Here is a 17,739-nt window from a genome sequence, read left to right on the forward strand (position 1 = left end):
CATTAATAAATATGATAGATATAGATAAAATACCGTCTCCATGCTATGTGATGGATGAAAGTTTGCTCAGAAAGAATCTGAGTTTGATAAAAAACGTTGCTGACAAGGCCGGAGTAGAGGTTATTCTAGCTTTTAAATCCTTTGCCATGTGGAAGTCGTTCCCCATTTTCAGGGAATATATCCGTTATACTACTGCCAGTTCGGTGTATGAAGCGCGTTTGGCCTATGAAGAATTTGGGAGCAAGGCACATACTTATTCTCCTGCGTATACAGAAACGGACTTTCCTGCCATCATGCAGTTCAGCAGTCATATTACATTCAATTCTTTCAATCAGTTCCGTCGTTTTTATCCGATGGTTGAGGCGAATGGGGATAAGATTTCCTGTGGCATTCGCATCAATCCCGAATATTCGGAAGTGGAAGTGGAACTTTACAACCCATGCGCTCCCGGCACCCGTTTCGGAGTGACAGCCGATTTGTTGCCTGAAACATTGCCGGCCGGCATTGAGGGTTTTCATTGCCACTGCCATTGCGAATCCGGTTCTTATGAGCTGGAGCATACGCTGGAACATATCGAGGCTAAGTTTTCCCGCTGGTTTCCCCAAATAAAATGGTTGAATCTGGGTGGGGGACACTTGATGACACGTAAGGATTATGATACAGACCATCTTGTGGCTCTCCTCAAAGGCCTGAAAGTACGCTATCCTCATTTGGACATTATTTTGGAACCGGGCTCCGCTTTCACTTGGCAAACCGGCCCCCTTGTGGCTTCGGTGGTTGATATTGTTGAGAGTCGTGGAATTAAGACAGCCATTCTTGATGTCAGTTTTACCTGTCACATGCCCGATTGTCTTGAAATGCCTTATCAGCCGACCGTACGCGGAGCAGAAACATTGCCGGCGGAAGCGGTTAAAACAGCCAAGCCGGAAGAGTATATTTACCGTTTGGGCGGGAACAGTTGTTTGAGCGGCGACTATATGGGCAGTTGGCGTTTTGACCATCCTTTACAGATAGGAGAACGAATCGTGCTGGAAGATATGATTCATTATACCATGGTAAAGACAAATATGTTCAATGGAATTCATCATCCTTCCATTGCCATTTGGCATACAAATGATACCTTGGAGGTATATAAGCATTTCGGATATGAAGATTATAGGGACCGTATGTCGTGATATATAAGAAAAAATTAATTCCAATTTGTATTGATAATGAGGAATTTGGTGAAATAATGTAATGAGTGTACTATAAAAAGTACGGAAAAGTTTTGGAAGTTTAGAAAAAAGCACTACCTTTGCAACCGCAATCGGGAAACAGCTGCTGGTCAGTCAAAACCGAAAGCGGAAATTGCGGAAATAGCTCAGTTGGTAGAGCATAACCTTGCCAAGGTTAGGGTCGCGAGTTCGAGTCTCGTTTTCCGCTCACGAAAGAAATCTTGTGCGTAGTGACAAGCGAGTTACACAGAAAAGCCCAGGTGGCGGAATGGTAGACGCGCACGTTTCAGGTGCGTGTGTCGAGAGGCATGCAGGTTCGAGTCCTGTTCTGGGCACTGTTACACAAGAATTTCTTAGTTGATGGAGGAATGGCGGAATTGGTAGACGCGCCACTTTGAGGGGGTGGTGACAGTTATGTCGTGTGAGTTCGAGTCTCATTTCCTTCACCAGAAAATAGATATTTGCGGAAATAGCTCAGTTGGTAGAGCATAACCTTGCCAAGGTTAGGGTCGCGAGTTCGAGTCTCGTTTTCCGCTCACGAAAAGCCCAGGTGGCGGAATGGTAGACGCGCACGTTTCAGGTGCGTGTGTCGAGAGGCATGCAGGTTCGAGTCCTGTTCTGGGCACCATTAGATGAATAATTGCGGAAATAGCTCAGTTGGTAGAGCATAACCTTGCCAAGGTTAGGGTCGCGAGTTCGAGTCTCGTTTTCCGCTCTAAGAGAGAAGGTCAATGTAGAAATACGTTGGCCTTTTTTAGGCAGCATACCGAATTTGTCGATGAAATATTGGTGTTGGCGAAACAATTCCTATCTTTGTTCCTCTGAAAAGGAAATCCATTAATATATTTATTATGAACAGAACATTTTTGAGAAAGGTTGCTTTATGTTGTGGCCTGTTAATTAGTTTGCCATTCGTCGTATTCGGGCAAGTTCATGAGGGAGAACATCATTCTGATTTGACTGTTGCTGATACTGTTTCTTTTTTGTCATTCAATGATTTTCATGGTGCATTTGTGAAAGACCGCAATGTTCCCGGAGCTGCTGAATTGGTCCAGGCGGTTTTGGAAGAGAAAACCAAGAATAAAAATACTGTTGTTGTATCTGTGGGGGATAACTTCAGTGGAAGTTATTTCTCTAGAATCACTCGTGGAAAGCCACTGCCGGAGATGTTTAAAGAGATGGATGTCAAAATGTCGGCAATAGGAAATCATGAATTCGACTGGGGGTTACCTTTCTTGGTGGATACGGTAGCAGTATGTATGGATTATATCGCAGCTAATATTGTAGCAAAAGAAGGGCATGCTCCGCTGGAGTGGTTGGCACCTTGCAAGGTGGTGGTGCAGCCACTTAAGAATGGCGGCAATATCAGAATCGCTTTTGTTGGTTTGACAACTACAGATACGGCAGTCAAGACAAGTCCTGAAAATATTAAGGGGCTTGATTTTATAAATCCCGTGGAGGCGGCACGTGTTCAGGTTGCAACCGGTCTTAAAAAGGATGGAAAAGTGGATATGGTGGTGTTGCTGATGCATATTGGCACGGACATGTCCAATCCCGATGTGATTGAAGAAGAAAATGCAAAGCGGCTTCCATGGGTAGAAGGTGTGGATGCCATTATTTCCGGTCACTCGCACAAAGTGGTGCTGGCTGAGGTAAATCATCTTCCCATTGTCCAAGCGGGCGTGAATGGCACTCATCTGGGAAAATTGAATTTTGAAGTGAAACAAGATGCAGGCAAGTATGTCATTCAGTATATTGGTGGAGGCACGATTCGGGTAGCAGGAGAGGGGAATCCGGCTATTGACTCGCTGGTAAATAAGGAGATGGACAAGTATGGCTTTGAGGAGGTGCTTACTGCGGCTGAAAATGATTTAATCCATGACCGTAATATTAATAAAAGAGATTATACTTCTGTAGGTGCTTATGTGACTGCGGCCTATGCGGATGCTTTCCGTAAGCATTCTCAGGCATCGAAGAAATATAGTAAGCTGTCGGTTGTCGGGGTAAACCATTACGGTGGTTTACGTGCAAGTATATTGAAAGGGGAGGTGACGAAGTTGCGTGCAGGAAATGTGTTACCCTTCCAAGGACATTTGCTTGCGTTCCATTTCTCTGGTAAAGAGTTGAAGAAATTGTTGACTGATGGGCGTGTTAATAAGAATGGCTTCTTGCAGACATCTCATTTGGCACTTGATTTGGCATCGGATGGAGTGACCGTTACTTCTGTTACTGATTTGATTACAGGAAAAAAGATAAAGGATACAGGGAAATGTATTGTTGTGCTGGATTCTTTTATTACTGACGGTGGAGATGGTTATGATGCAGGACTCTTTCAGAAACCGGTCAAGGAATTTAATGATTTGAATCTTGAACCGACAGTTGTCTTTATTGATTACTTGCGGAACTTGGGAGGGACTGTTTCTGTGGAAAAAGCTCCGTTGCCTGAGGTTGTCACTAAAAAGGCACGATAACCGAATCTGATCGTATTCAGATTGTATAAAATAAAACTTGCTCAAGCAGAAGACTGTTTATCGTCATCGTTTGAGCAAGTTCTCTTTTCTGAGTATTATTTATAAAAGTTTGTTAGGCAAATTTTATCCGCAATGGAAATATCTGTTTACTAAAGCCAACATCGCTTCAGGGTTGTCTTTCAGTTCGCTACGCAGGGTTCTATCGTTGTAACTTTGCAGTTTGCTGATAATTCCGTCAATCATGGCCGGGCTGAATACATTGTATTTTTCAAATATCTCACGCTGCTGTTGCAGGCACTCGGCAGAAGCGGTACAACTGTCGGGAAGCTGTGCCAGTGCTTTTAGTTTGTCTGCATTTTCCTTTTGGTGAATATTTACGTTTACATAAGTCTTTTCTGCTATGTCCAATGCATTCTCCAACTCGAAACCATGTCGGCAAGCCACGGCTAGTCCGGCTATTAATTGATAGAGATCGGCCGAGCCGTCCGGTGAACGCATTTCCACTGTTTGCTTTTGGGTGGTATCATAATTGCTTTGGCTTTCCAAAGGATTTGCAGTCATGCACATATCTGTTTTTGCTGCCCATCCCAAAGGTACCCGGACTAGAACCGAACGGTTACGGTCACCCCAGCAAATATTTGTAGGAGCTTCCTGATGCGGAACCAATCTGAAATAAGAAGTCGGGTTCGTATTGCCAAAAGCTGTAATCGAGGGGGCGGCAACCATCATTCCGGCAATGGCCTTGCGAGCTATATCCGATAATACACCATTGTGTAGCATCTGATTTTGTCCGTCTTTCATAATACGCATATGGATATGCAGTCCCGAACCGGCTTTGCCGGTAGTGATTTTCGGTGCAAAAGTAATATCATAACCATTCTTATAAGCCAGATTACGGATAATCCATTTGGCAATCATCAGTTGGTCGGCGGCATCCTCAGCCCGTACAGGCAGAAATTCAATTTCATTTTGTTCGTATATCATGCCGTTCAGGGTGAAATTACCAACTTCGGAATGACCGTATTTGATTTGTCCGCCGGCTTGTGCAATATAAGCCATGCATTGTGTGCGGAAATCATTGAATTTGGCATAGGGAGCTGATTCATGGTATCCTTTTTGGTCGGTTGCCGGAAACATTCCACTATCGGGGGCAATTACATAATATTCCAGTTCCCCCATTGCTTGAAATTCCATACCGGTGACATCGGTAAAAGCTTTGCATGCCTTCTGCAATGTATGTTCAGGAGAACTTTCCAATGGTTCGCCATCCTTATTAAAGAAAGAGCAAAGCATGGACAGAGTTGGTATTTCGGCAAATGGATCAAGGAAAGCTGTACGGAAACGTGGAATTACATAGAGGTCACTGCTTCCGGCTTCGATAAAAGGGAACAGGCTGGAACCGTCTACTCGTTCGCCACATGTGAGAATGGCGTCCAGATATCCAAGATTGTTGATTACAAAATTAAGTGTTTTCAGGCGTCCGTCTCCTGCAGGATACATAAAGTTAACCATACGGATACCGTTTTCTTGGATATAGCGTATAATATCAGCCTTAGTGAATTCAGCACAAGGCTTACCGATAAAAGCTACCAATTGGTTGGGATTCATTTCTAGTTCTTTATTCATAGCATGTTGTTTGTTTTTTTGTTTGTTATAGGGTTAACGCTCCAAAGGTAATGAAAAGTTTTTAAATCCCTATCAATATATGTAGGCTGAGTTCTGTTTGTCGAGCCAATTTATATGATGACCGGAGGTTGAAGTCCAATTCAGATAGTCGGGATATGCCTCACTTACTCCTTTCCCTTCTATCGGATATCGCCATAAATTAGTAAGGCTGTTGTTGGAAGAAGGGATGTCAAGTGCCCATGGGTAATCATTATCCATGCGGTAGTAATATCCTTTTTCGGGTATCGAGCGGTCATCGTTTTCCTCTCTTCCGAATAAAGACATATCCATTTTGCTCGTTGGAGCTTTGTCGGTCAAGTGTATTTCGTGATTCCTGTTGCCAACATATATGAAGGGATTGAAATCTTTAAAAGAATTGAGCCCTATATTGCTTTTCAAAGTAATATAGATATTCTGTTCCGTTCCTGCTATTTCTTCATTTCCCTTTTGTGTATTGATAAAACCACCGTGTCCTCCGAATGCATCTCTTCGGGTATTTTCATAAATGATAATTGTTGCTTTCGTTTCGTCTTCTTCCATGCTGCCTCCCGTAATGCTTTCTATATTATTGGTTTCGATAGGCAATTGAATGCCAAAACCGCTATTATATGATGCTCCTAAAGCTCTTGGCATAAATGTCAGGCGAATGGCTTTTACATCTTTATCATTGTTTCCTTTGATTAAGTAATAAGAATAGCCGGTAACAAAATCATTGAAGTCATAGTCTCCCTTTTGCGGCCAATTGTCTTCAAATGCTAATGTGCCGCTAATAGAAGACATATATTCTTCAGGGGCAACCGGTATTTCGTCTTTTGGTTTCACGATAGGATCGGAGGTTACTTTGAACAAAATGTCATTGTAGTCTTTATCATTATTTTCATTTTTATCATTATGCTGGCGATTCTCCATTCCTACAATGTTCATTTGTGCTTCTTCACACCAGCGGGTAATGCCATTTGTGTAGTTCCCGGGAAAGTTGCCAATTTTACTATTGAGGATAGAGGTGGAAAAACGATAATTTCCTATCATTTTATAGTTACTGTAATTCCCGATAATTCCATTGCTAATCATGACCCAGCCTATTTTCACTCCTTCGGGGAAGGTGTCGACATATTGATTGTTCTTTTCATCCCAATATAATAACTGAATTCTTGAACCGATAGTTGCCGATGCAGAGTTTGTTAGTCTTTTTATATTAGTATTCGGATAGAGGATCGTTTTATGTATTGTTTGGGCATCATCGGCCGTCAGAGTGCCTGTATATGTGTAGTAGCACAGAGCGTTCGCCACATTATTATTGTTTATACTGAATCCTCCGTCACCGATTAGTGTCACCCATACGTGTGCACCCTGAAAAGTACCTTCTGCATTGGCCGGAGGAATTATCTCTATATCCGTACAATAATTCTCTCCAAAATATTTTTCATCTTCTACCGTAACCCTTTCCGGAAAATAATTGGACGCCAGCATTATTTCTTTTGAAGTTAAAGTGTTTCCGGCTTCGATTACTTCCTTATCGTTTGATTTGCCATCATTGATAATACCTCCACTGGCTCCATTGGTGAGTTGAAAGTTATAAAAAGAATATAGATTGGTAGATGCCTCTACCACTTTAGCGTTTCTTCTTCCGGTAAAAACGACTTCTCCTCCTGCTCTTGCCTTGGCGGATTTGGCATTGATGCCGGTAGTAGTGAAGGTGATATTCATATTATTCTGAATCTCACAGGTCTGAAGCATTTCAAAACTTGAGATGGGAGTATAAACATAAAGAGTGGTTGCTGTATTGGGTACAGAGAGCGTTGCTTTTATAGTACCGCTTTCTGTTGTTCTGCCCGAATAAAGAGGAAAGATATCTGTCCGGCGGTCTCCTTCTTCTGTATAAGGATTTTCTAAATAGACATAGAATGGAACGTCAGATATTGCCGAACCATTATTGGAACGAGTTGTTATTTCCAATTTCTTTTCAGATGTCATTCCGAAATCAAATGATAAATCTAATTCTTCTTCTTTTTCTCCGTCTGGAGGATTTAAATTGTTCTTGTCTAAACAAGAAGACAATGATATGCATGTGCACACCATACAAAAGATGACCCTGTTCTTCATATATTTATTATTATAGATGTTGGCAAATTTAAGTAAAAATCTAAATAAAAGCTATTTCTCATCTGTTTTTTGTCTTTTTGTTTATAACTTTGCTTCCAATTTTAAGGTATAAAAAGAAATGTTATGGAACCGATGCACAAAATCAACAAAGTAGAGGTCCGAAATTTACAAATCGAAGATTATGCCCAGTTATCACAGTCATTCACACGAGTTTATGCGGATAAAGATGTTTTCTGGACACATGAGCAAATTAAAACGCTAATCGGGATTTTTCCCGAAGGGCAAGTAGTAACAGTAGTAGACGATAAAATAGTGGGTTGTGCCCTCTCCATCATTGTCGATTATGATATGGTGAAAGGCGATCACACTTATGCTAAAGTCACGGGGAATGAAACATTCTGCACCCATAAGCCCGATGGCAATATCCTCTATGGCATAGAAGTGTTTATCCATCCGGAGTATCGGGGGCTGCGTTTGGCGCGACGTATGTATGAATACCGTAAGGAGTTGTGCGAGAAGCTGAATCTTAAAGCAATTATGTTTGGAGGGCGTATCCCTAATTATTATAAGTATGCCGACGATATGCGTCCAAAAGAATATATTGAAAAGGTGCGTTCTCGGGAAATTTATGATCCGGTACTTACTTTCCAGTTATCCAATGATTTCCATGTTCGGCGTGTGATGAAGAATTATCTTCCCAATGATGAGGAATCAAAGCATTGCGCCACCCTGCTGCAATGGGATAACATTTATTATCAAGAACCTACAGAGGATTATGTAGACAGGAAAACTACCGTCAGGGTAGGTTTGGTGCAATGGCAGATGCGACCTTACAAGACGTTGGATGATGTCTTTGAACAGGTAGAGTTTTTTGTCGATGCGGTATCTGATTACAAGAGTGATTTCGTCCTCTTTCCCGAATATTTCAATGCACCGTTGATGGCAAAATTCAACCATCTGGGCGAGGCGCAGAGTATCCGCGGACTGGCGCAATATACGGAAGAAGTTCGCGACCGCTTCATTAATCTGGCTATCAGTTATAATATTAATATCATCACGGGCAGTATGCCTTATGTCAAGGAGGACGGAGGACTGTATAATGTTGGTTTCCTTGTGAGGCGTGACGGAACCTATGAAATGTATGAGAAGGTGCATGTCACTCCAGATGAGATAAAAAGCTGGGGATTGACAGGAGGCAAGATGGTTAAGACATTTGATACGGACTGTGCCAAAATTGGTATTTTGATTTGTTATGACGTAGAGTTCCCCGAACTGTCACGTATTATGGCAGATCAGGGTATGCAGATTCTATTTGTGCCTTTCCTTACGGATACACAAAATGGTTACTCACGCGTTCGTGTCTGTGCGCAGGCGCGTGCCATTGAGAATGAGTGCTTTGTCGCTATTGCAGGTAGCGTGGGCAATTTGCCGCGTGTGCATAATATGGACATTCAGTATGCACAATCGGGGGTATTTACTCCGTGTGATTTTGCTTTTCCGACGGATGGTAAACGGGCGGAAGCTACTCCGAACACAGAAATGATTCTTGTATCGGATGTAGATTTAGACTTGCTGAACGAATTGCATACTTATGGCAGTGTGCGCAATTTGCGTGATCGTCGTCATGACCTATATGAGTTAAAAGTGAAGAAATGAAATAGATACATCTTCTCTGATTAAGGTCAAAAGTATCAAAGTGGAAGAATTGGATACTTTTGACCTTTTTTCTTTCGGGCGGTTATCGGCAGGCAAGTTCGAATCTCTCCCTGCTGTATTCCTTAGTGAGTTTCATATAGTGGCCCACTAATTCTGCTTTATATCTTGATAAAGTATAGGCAAAGGTCAGAGAATAAATCCGTATATCCTCGGAAGCAAACATAAAGATAAAACAAAAAGGCATGATTATCTGTTTAATAGTATTCCGCTCTTTGATTTAATCGAAAATAGAGTTGAAAAGTAACCAATTTATATTACCTTTGCCGCCTAAAATAAAAAAAATGAAATCGGATATTGAAATAGCACGCAGCATTGAGCTGACAAAAATCAAACAGATAGCCCGCGAAACCGGAATTCCTGTTGAACACATTAGTAATTATGGCCGATATATAGCCAAAGTAGACGAAAACCAGATTGATGAAGAAAAGGTACAAAAGAATAACCTGATTCTAGTTACTGCCATCACTCCGACCAAAGCCGGTATCGGAAAAACAACCGTCTCCATCGGGTTGGCGTTGGGGTTGAACAAGATTGGCAAGAAGGCCATCGTTGCTTTGCGCGAACCTTCATTGGGGCCTTGTTTCGGTATGAAAGGCGGAGCAGCCGGAGGAGGATATGCCCAAGTCTTGCCTATGGATAAAATCAATCTTCATTTTACGGGAGACTTTCATGCAATAACCTCTGCTCACAATATGATTTCTGCCTTGCTTGATAATTATCTTTATCAGAATCGCGACAATGGTTTCGGCTTGAAGGAAGTGTTGTGGAAGAGAGTACTGGACGTCAACGACCGCTCTTTGCGTTATATCGTTACCGGTTTGGGGCCGAAAACGAACGGCATCACTCAGGAGTCGGGTTTTGATATTACTCCGGCATCAGAGATAATGGCGATTCTCTGTCTTGCCAATGATGAAGATGATCTTCGCCGCCGTATTGAAAATATCCTGCTTGGCTTTACATACGATAACAAGCCTTTCACAGTGAAAGACTTAGGGGTGGCGGGAGCAATCACGGTGCTTTTGAAAGATGCTCTTTCACCTAATTTGGTGCAGACCACCGAGCATACGGCTGCTTTTGTACACGGAGGCCCGTTTGCCAATATTGCCCACGGATGCAATTCTATCCTTGCAACTAAGATGGCGATGACCTTTGGTGATTATACTATTACGGAAGCCGGCTTTGGTGCCGACCTCGGTGCAGAGAAGTTCTATGACATTAAATGCCGCAAAGCCGGAATTGCTCCGAAACTGACGGTGCTTGTCGTTACAGCACGTGCCTTGAAGATGCATGGCGGTGTAGCCCAAGACAAAATCAAGGAACCCAATTTGGAAGCTTTGCAACAGGGCATTGCCAATATGGACAAACATTTGCGTAATTTGCGGTCCTTCGGACAGACAGTGATTGTTGCCTTCAACCGTTACGGTGATGATACTCAGGAGGAAATAGATTTTCTACGTACCCATTGTGCGAAAGAAGGTGTCGGTTTTGCTGTCAACAATGCTTTCACTCAAGGTGGAGAGGGGGCCGTGGAGCTGGCGGAACTTGTTGTACGGACTATTGATGAACAGCCTTCGGAGCCGTTGCATTTTGCTTATGATAATGAAGACAGTGTAGAAACAAAGATTTCAAAAGTGGCATCTCATCTTTATGGTGCGGATATTATCACTTACAGTGCTGCTGCCCGCAAGAAGTTGAAACATATCGGAGAACTGGGATATGCTCATTTCCCCATTTGCATTGCGAAAACACAGTATTCATTTTCTACCGACCCTAAACTTTATGGTGCAGTGGAGGGCTTTGAGTTCCATGTGCAGGATATTGTGATGAATGCCGGAGCTGAGATGCTGGTTGTCATTGCCGGAGAAATCATGCGTATGCCGGGCCTGCCGAAAGAGCCGCAAGCACTGCATATTGATATTGTAAACGGAGAAATAGAGGGGTTGTCATAATCCCTTTCTCTGTGTCTTTTAATTCTTATTTTGATTCTTAAAGTAATAAAAATATGGTTATGACTAAAATTGCAATTCCTACCAGAGATAATGTCGTAGACAACCATTTCGGTCATTGTGAGTTTTATACCATTCTGACGATTGGACAAAATCATGAGATACTGAGCAGCGAAACGTTGCCTTCTCCCGAAGGATGCGGATGTAAATCGAATATAGCCGGTCAACTGGAGGAGATAGGAGTGAGCGTGATGCTAGCAGGAAATATGGGGCAAGGAGCCTTGAATGTACTAACCAATCATCATATAAAGGTGATAAGAGGTTGCTCGGGAGCTGTTCTTGATGTGGCAAATGCTTATCTGAAAGGCGAGATAAAAGACTCGGGTGAAGGTTGTCATCACCATGATGCCGAAGGAGAGCACGAATGTGCCCATCATCATGGATAACCAAACGCCGGTTTATCTTCTTTTAGTACAGATTGCACGGATTGATGCGGAATACGATACCTTTATTGTTCCGTGCAATCCGTCATCAATTCGTGCAATGCTTTTTCAATGCCGATAGCACTTAAAATGGGTCAGCTGCAAAAGTCCGTGTTTTGTCTCTTCTCCGCATCTATCCGAATATCAAACGACATAAAATTTTGAGTCACTTACTCCTCTAAGCTCAGAACGAAATCCTTTCATCTCCATATCTCTTTATTATGGGAATATCAAGTGTTGAACTCCCTAAGCCGTTTCATTAGCCGGCCTAAGCGTTTTCGTCCTTTCGATTATGCCTGTCCATTAGTCGGATTACTACAGTCTCCGGCAGCGGACTGTATAGTCCGTTGCAGTGGACCGTACAGTCCATTGCAGTAGACTGTACAGTCCATTGCCGCAGACTGTAATAATCTTCCGTTTAAAAGACCTTGGCTGACCCTAAGAAAAGGCTTACTCTTCCCTTCGTTTGTGATATGATATTTAAATCACCAAGAATAATGACTGTCCCCGAATGTGTATGCGTAAAAGAGAATTAGAAAATGTTAATCCCCAAGATTTCAAACTGAGCCGTTTTATCTTCTTTTAATACAGATTGCACGGATTGATGCGGAATATAATACCTTTATTGTTTTGTGCAATTCGTCATCAATTCGTGCAATGCTTTTTTAATGCCGATAGTACTTAACATGTCTTTTTTCCCTTCTCACCCCGGTACTGCTGCGGCGATACTCCTAAATGCGCCTTCACATACTTGCCGAAGAAAGACTGATTAGAGAAATTGAACTCTTCGGCTATTTCCTTGATAGACTTATCCGAATTCCTCAATTGATATTTAATGTGTTCCATGGCATGTTCATTAATCAAGTCCAACGGATTCCTGCCGCAAGTATCCTTAATGACCTTTGAAAGATACTTGGGACTATAGAAAAGAGCGTCGGCATAATAACTCACCGAACGATGCATTCCATTATCTGCCGCCAGTTTCTCGATAAAACGACGAAATATATACTCGTTCTGCTTGAGCCCGTTCTTCGGTTTATTTTCTATTTCCTCTTGTGGTATTTCTTTTGTAATAATGGCAATGATGTCGCATAAGATGGACGAAAACAGATACTTCATAGACTCTCTGTGATAAGGATGGGGCTTGCTGTTTATCTTGGTCATTATCAAATCCTTGTAATATTGGAAGATAATGTATTTGTTTTCCCCCACGTGCTTGATGGGATTGTTATGAAGATAAGTGGCAGTATTCCATGCATTCTTTCCCATCTTGAAAATGTGTTGCAGAAGATGAGTGGAGAATCCCAATACGCTTATTTTGTGTTTCGGACTCAGCATTGTGTGGCTGATGATGACGGAAGGCATTCCGAAAATAAGGTCATTCTTTTGCAATTGATAAGTCTTGTTATTCATATCCAGTTGGATGCAACCCTCTATGCAGAAAATCAGCAGAAAACAATTCAGTCTGACAGCGTCATTACTATAAGGGATATTCTCTAAACTGTTTGCCACCAGAAAGTCGTCGTCCACATAGTCTACAAAGTTTTCGTTTGCTTTAAAGTCCTCTATACCGACATTCTTTATTATGCCTTTTTCCATAAGATTCATTTTTTAGTCACTGCAAAGTTGGCGAATAATGGGATAACCGATGTGTTCCATAATGCGCAATTACTGTTCGATATTTCCCTATCATACAGCGGCTTATTATTAAAAAAGATAAATGGCGAAAATAGAACATTATCGGAGGAATATAGGTCACTCGGTCTTTCAGGCTTTGGTCTACTTTTGCCGTCAGTTTTTAATAAAGACAATCAATATGATAACAGTAAACAAAAAATGGATGCGACTGATGGGAGTAATCGGTTGTACATTGTGGATGACCTCCTGCAAGCAGGCACCGGAGGCGCAAACGAGTGCTAACTATGCAATAATGAAAGTAACTACTGCCGACAAGGAATTGTCTACTTCCTATTCGGCAACGATTCGCGGACGACAGGATATCGACATTTATCCGCAAGTGTCGGGCACTATCGAACGGCTCTGCGTTTCCGAGGGTGAGAAGGTGCGCAAAGGGCAGTTGCTTTTCATCATCGACCAAGTGCCTTACAAAGCGGCACTGACAACAGCCCTCGCCAATGTGGAAGCTGCCAAGGCAGGACTTGCCACGGCTGAATTGACCTATACCAGCACAAAAGAACTGTATGCCCAAAAGGTGGTTTCACAATATAATCTGAGAACTGCCGAAAACAATTATCTCACTGCCAAGGCGCAACTCTCGCAGGCACAGGCACAAGAAGTGAGTGCCCGCAACAACTTATCATACACAGAGGTGAAGAGTCCGAGCAACGGAGTGGTGGGTGCATTGCCTTTCCGTGCCGGCGCATTGGTAGGCCCTAGCATACAGCAACCGTTGACAACGGTTTCCGACAATTCGGATATGTATGTTTATTTCTCGATGACCGAGAACCAGCTTCTTTCGCTGACCCGCCAGTATGGTAGTATGGACGAGGCACTGAAGAATATGCCCGAAGTGGAACTCCGCCTCAATGATAATTCGGTGTATGACAAGCGTGGGATTATCGAATCCATCAGCGGAGTGATTGACCGCCAGACAGGTACGGTGGTGGCGCGTGCCGTTTTCCCCAATGAGTCAAGATTGCTGCACAGTGGTGCATCGGGCAATGTGGTAATCCCCAGTGTCTATAAAGATTGTATCGTCATCCCACAGGGTGCAACGGTGCGGATGCAGGACAAAACGATTGCCTACAAAGTGGTGGATGGCAAGGCTGTCTCTACATTGATTTCCGTGGCCGGCATCAATGACGGACGCGAATATGTCGTGCTCGACGGATTGAAAGCGGGCGATGAGATTATTTCCGAAGGTGCGGGATTGGTACGCGAAGGAACTGTGGTTAAATAAGAAGGAGAACAATTGTCATGAAAGGAAATATATTTATAAAAAGGCCGGTAATGGCTATCTCCATCTCCATTCTGATATTGGTGATTGGATTGATTTCTCTTTTCTCATTGCCGGTGGAGCAATATCCCGATATCGCTCCTCCTACTGTGCAGGTATCCGCCACTTATACAGGAGCCGATGCCGATGCTGTGATGAATAGTGTTATCATGCCGTTGGAAGAAAGTATCAACGGTGTGGAGGATATGATGTATATCACTTCTACTGCTACGAACGCGGGTACGGCTACCATCGAGGTGTATTTCAAACAGGGAACGGACCCCGATATGGCGGCTGTCAATGTGCAGAACCGAGTGTCCAAAGCTCAGGGTTTGCTGCCTGCCGAAGTGACGAAAATCGGTGTCACAACCCAGAAACGACAGACCAGCTTCTTGCAAATCAATGCGTTGGCAAGTACCGACGGACGTTATGACAAGATATTCCTGGGAAACTACATGGACATTAATATCATTCCTCAAATCAAGCGTGTAGAAGGAGTGGGCGATGTGATGATGTTGGGAGACACGTATAGTATGCGTATTTGGCTGCATCCGGAACGCATGGCGCAATACGGCCTTGTGCCTTCGGATGTCACGGCGGTGCTCGGCGAGCAAAATATCGAAGCGCCTACCGGCTCGTTGGGTGAGAATTCAAAGAATGTCTTTCAGTTCACCATGAAGTATCGCGGGCGATTGAAAAGCGTGGATGAATTCCGAAATACCGTAGTCCGTGCACAAGCCGACGGCTCTGTGCTCCGCCTGAAAGATGTAGCGGATGTGGAGCTGGGTACGCAGACCTATAGCTTCAGCAGTGAGATGGACGGCAAGCCCGCTGTCATGTTCATCGTGTTCCAGACGGCCGGCTCAAATGCTACCGCCGTGAACGAATCGATTTCAAAGCAGATGAAGGAAATGGAAAAGGATTTGCCTCAGGGCACCGAGTTTGTCAACATGATGAGCTCCAACGACTTCCTTTTCGCTTCTATACACAATGTGGTGGAAACGCTGGTAATCGCCATTATCCTGGTAGTTTTGGTAGTGTATTTCTTTCTCCAGGATTTTAAGAGTACACTCATCCCGTCCATCTCCATCATTGTATCGCTGATTGGAACCTTTGCCTGCCTGATGGCTGCGGGATTCAGTATCAATATCCTGACGCTTTTTGCATTGGTGCTTGCCATCGGTACGGTGGTGGACGATGCCATTGTAGTGGTGGAAGCTGTTCAGGCCAAGTTCGATGCCGGATATAAGTCGTCTTACTTGGCAACGAAAGATGCCATGGGCGATGTGACGATGGCTATCATTTCATGTACATGTGTCTTTATGGCAGTATTTATTCCTGTTACATTTACAGGAGGAACTTCCGGAATCTTCTATACCCAGTTTGGTATCACGATGGCAACGTCCGTAGGTATCTCCATGATTTCGGCTCTGACTTTGTGTCCGGCACTTTGTGCCATCATGATGCGTCCGTCAGATGGAACCAAGAGTGCGAAGAGCATCAACGGACGGGTGCGTGCGGCCTACAATGCTTCGTTTAATGCCGTATTGGGAAAATATAAGAAAGGAGTGTTGTTCTTTATCCGCCGCCGGTGGATGGTATGGGCTTCGCTGGCAGCCACGATTGTACTGTTGGTTTACTTCATGAGTACTACCAAGACAGGTTTGGTTCCTCAGGAAGACCAGGGCGTTATCATGGTAAACATTGCTACCTCGCCGGGCAGTACCCTCGAAGAGACCAATAAGGTAATGGACAAACTGGAGGATATCCTGAAGAAGACGCCCGAAATAGAGCATTACTCACGTGTGGCAGGATACGGATTTCTTTCCGGTCAGGGAACTTCCTATGGTTTGATTGTGATTCGTCTGAAAGACTGGGGCGAACGAAAGGGTGACGAACATACATCGGATGCGGTGGTAGCGCGGCTCAATGCGCAGTTCTATCAGATTAAGGATGCACAGATATTCAGCTTCCAGCCCGGTATGATTCCCGGATACGGTATGGGTAACTCCATCGAACTGAACCTTCAAGACCGAACAGGCGGTGACATGACTACCTTCTACAACTCGGTGATGCAGTTCCTCGGTGCACTCAATCAGCATCCCGAAGTGGCAATGGCTTATACATCATACGCCATGAATTTCCCGCAAATATCGGTGGATGTGGATGCAGCCAAATGCAAGCGTGCCGGTGTTTCTCCCGCGACGGTGCTCGATGCATTGGGCAGTTATTGCGGTGGTGCATATATCTCCAACTATAATCAGTTTGGAAAGGTATATCGTGTCATGATGCAGGCGTCGCCCGAATACCGTCTGGATGAGCATGCCTTAAACAATATGTTTGTACGCAACGGTTCGGAGATGGCTCCTGTCAGCCAATTTGTTACCCTGAAGAAAGTGTTAGGTCCTGAGGTAGCCAATCGCTTTAACCTCTACAGTTCTATCACTGCCAATGTGAACCCGGCCGAAGGTTATTCTTCCGGTGAAGTGCAGAAAGTGATTGAAGAAGTGGCGGCGCAGACTTTACCGACAGGTTATGGTTATGAATATGGCGGTATGGCACGTGAGGAATCAAATAGCGGCGGCGGAAAGACCCTGTTCATTTATGCAGTGTGCGTATTGCTTATTTATCTGATTCTTTCTTGCCTCTATGAAAGCTTCTTCATTCCGTTTGCCGTCATCCTGTCCGTGCCTTTCGGACTGATGGGAAGTTTCCTGTTTGCGAAACTCTTTGGGCTGGAGAATAACATCTATTTGCAGACGGGGGTGATTATGCTGATCGGATTATTGGCGAAGACTGCCATCCTGATTACCGAATACGCCATCGAACGTCGCCGTAAGGGTATGGGTATTGTAGAGTCCGCCTATTCTGCCGCACAGGTTCGTTTGCGCCCTATCCTGATGACGGTGTTGACCATGATCTTCGGTATGCTTCCGTTAATGTTCTCCACCGGTGCGGGTGCAAACGGAAACAGTTCTCTGGGTACAGGCGTCGTGGGCGGTATGGCTGTCGGGACACTGGCATTACTCTTTGTCGTTCCTGTTTTCTATATCATCTTCGAGTTCCTGCAAGAGAAGATTCGCAAGCCGATGGAAGAGGAACCCGATGCGCAAGTGTTGTTAGAAAAGGAGAAAAGCTATGCGGAAAAGAGTGCTTTTGGCAATGAAGAAAAGAAATAATGTAAAA

General features: G+C 43.8%; 9 protein-coding genes, 6 tRNA genes and 1 pseudogene. 13 read left to right on the top strand and 3 right to left on the bottom strand.

All coding sequences use genetic code 11. The features are described 5' to 3' along the window. The first annotated feature begins 11 nt into the window (after positions 1 to 11). From nspC to IR173_RS08850, 8 genes are all read left to right on the top strand, one after another. Positions 12 to 1,175, top strand: a complete 1,164-nt coding sequence (nspC, locus tag IR173_RS08815) for a carboxynorspermidine decarboxylase (RefSeq protein ID WP_237039288.1) — start codon at positions 12 to 14, stop codon at positions 1,173 to 1,175. Positions 1,176 to 1,349: 174 nt separating this feature from the next. After that, positions 1,350 to 1,422: transfer RNA gene (locus IR173_RS08820), tRNA-Gly, on the top strand. 46 nt (positions 1,423 to 1,468) lie between these two features. After that, positions 1,469 to 1,549 (top strand) — tRNA-Leu (locus tag IR173_RS08825). A gap of 27 nt (positions 1,550 to 1,576) precedes the next feature. Then, positions 1,577 to 1,663 (top strand) — tRNA-Leu (locus IR173_RS08830). 14 nt (positions 1,664 to 1,677) lie between these two features. Beyond that, positions 1,678 to 1,750: transfer RNA gene (locus tag IR173_RS08835), tRNA-Gly, on the top strand. Positions 1,751 to 1,758: 8 nt separating this feature from the next. Further along, a tRNA-Leu gene (locus IR173_RS08840) sits at positions 1,759 to 1,842 on the top strand. 14 nt (positions 1,843 to 1,856) lie between these two features. After that, positions 1,857 to 1,929, top strand: a tRNA-Gly gene (locus tag IR173_RS08845). 136 nt (positions 1,930 to 2,065) lie between these two features. Then, entirely contained in the window at positions 2,066 to 3,685 is a 1,620-nt protein-coding gene (locus tag IR173_RS08850) for a bifunctional metallophosphatase/5'-nucleotidase (RefSeq protein WP_237039289.1), read from the top strand. Positions 3,686 to 3,808: 123 nt separating this feature from the next. On the opposite strand, the gene IR173_RS08855 is transcribed toward IR173_RS08850, so the two are convergent. After that, a complete protein-coding gene (locus IR173_RS08855; RefSeq protein ID WP_237039290.1) occupies positions 3,809 to 5,311 on the bottom strand; it encodes a glutamine synthetase family protein in 1,503 nt (500 codons plus the stop codon). Positions 5,312 to 5,383: 72 nt separating this feature from the next. Next, positions 5,384 to 7,453 (bottom strand): LruC domain-containing protein, encoded by a 2,070-nt coding sequence (locus IR173_RS08860; RefSeq protein WP_237039291.1) that lies wholly within the window; start codon positions 7,451 to 7,453, stop codon positions 5,384 to 5,386. A 123-nt stretch (positions 7,454 to 7,576) separates the two neighbouring features. Here IR173_RS08860 and IR173_RS08865 point away from each other — a divergent pair, with 123 nt between their 5' ends. The 3 genes and pseudogenes from IR173_RS08865 to IR173_RS08875 form a co-directional block, all read left to right on the top strand. Next, a complete protein-coding gene (locus IR173_RS08865) occupies positions 7,577 to 9,109 on the top strand; it encodes a carbon-nitrogen hydrolase family protein (protein ID WP_237039292.1) in 1,533 nt (510 codons plus the stop codon). 341 nt (positions 9,110 to 9,450) lie between these two features. After that, positions 9,451 to 11,118, top strand: coding sequence for a formate--tetrahydrofolate ligase (locus IR173_RS08870; RefSeq protein ID WP_237039293.1), 1,668 nt, complete (start codon positions 9,451 to 9,453; stop codon positions 11,116 to 11,118). Between the two features lie 44 nt (positions 11,119 to 11,162). Continuing rightward, positions 11,163 to 11,561: pseudogene (locus IR173_RS08875) on the top strand (NifB/NifX family molybdenum-iron cluster-binding protein); the annotation flags it as partial. Positions 11,562 to 12,278: 717 nt separating this feature from the next. Here IR173_RS08875 and IR173_RS08880 read toward each other — a convergent pair. Next, positions 12,279 to 13,196, bottom strand: a complete 918-nt coding sequence (locus tag IR173_RS08880) for an AraC family transcriptional regulator (RefSeq protein ID WP_237039295.1) — start codon at positions 13,194 to 13,196, stop codon at positions 12,279 to 12,281. 217 nt (positions 13,197 to 13,413) lie between these two features. On the opposite strand from IR173_RS08880, the gene IR173_RS08885 reads away from it, so the two are divergent. Beyond that, positions 13,414 to 14,517 (top strand): efflux RND transporter periplasmic adaptor subunit, encoded by a 1,104-nt coding sequence (locus tag IR173_RS08885; RefSeq protein WP_237039296.1) that lies wholly within the window; start codon positions 13,414 to 13,416, stop codon positions 14,515 to 14,517. Positions 14,518 to 14,534: 17 nt separating this feature from the next. After that, positions 14,535 to 17,732: an efflux RND transporter permease subunit gene (locus tag IR173_RS08890; RefSeq protein WP_237039297.1), complete on the top strand. Its 3,198-nt coding sequence runs from the start codon at positions 14,535 to 14,537 to the stop codon at positions 17,730 to 17,732. Positions 17,733 to 17,739 lie beyond the last annotated feature (7 nt).

The organism is Phocaeicola faecalis (assembly GCF_021730445.1).
Classification (GTDB): Bacteria; Bacteroidota; Bacteroidia; order Bacteroidales; family Bacteroidaceae; genus Phocaeicola; species Phocaeicola faecalis.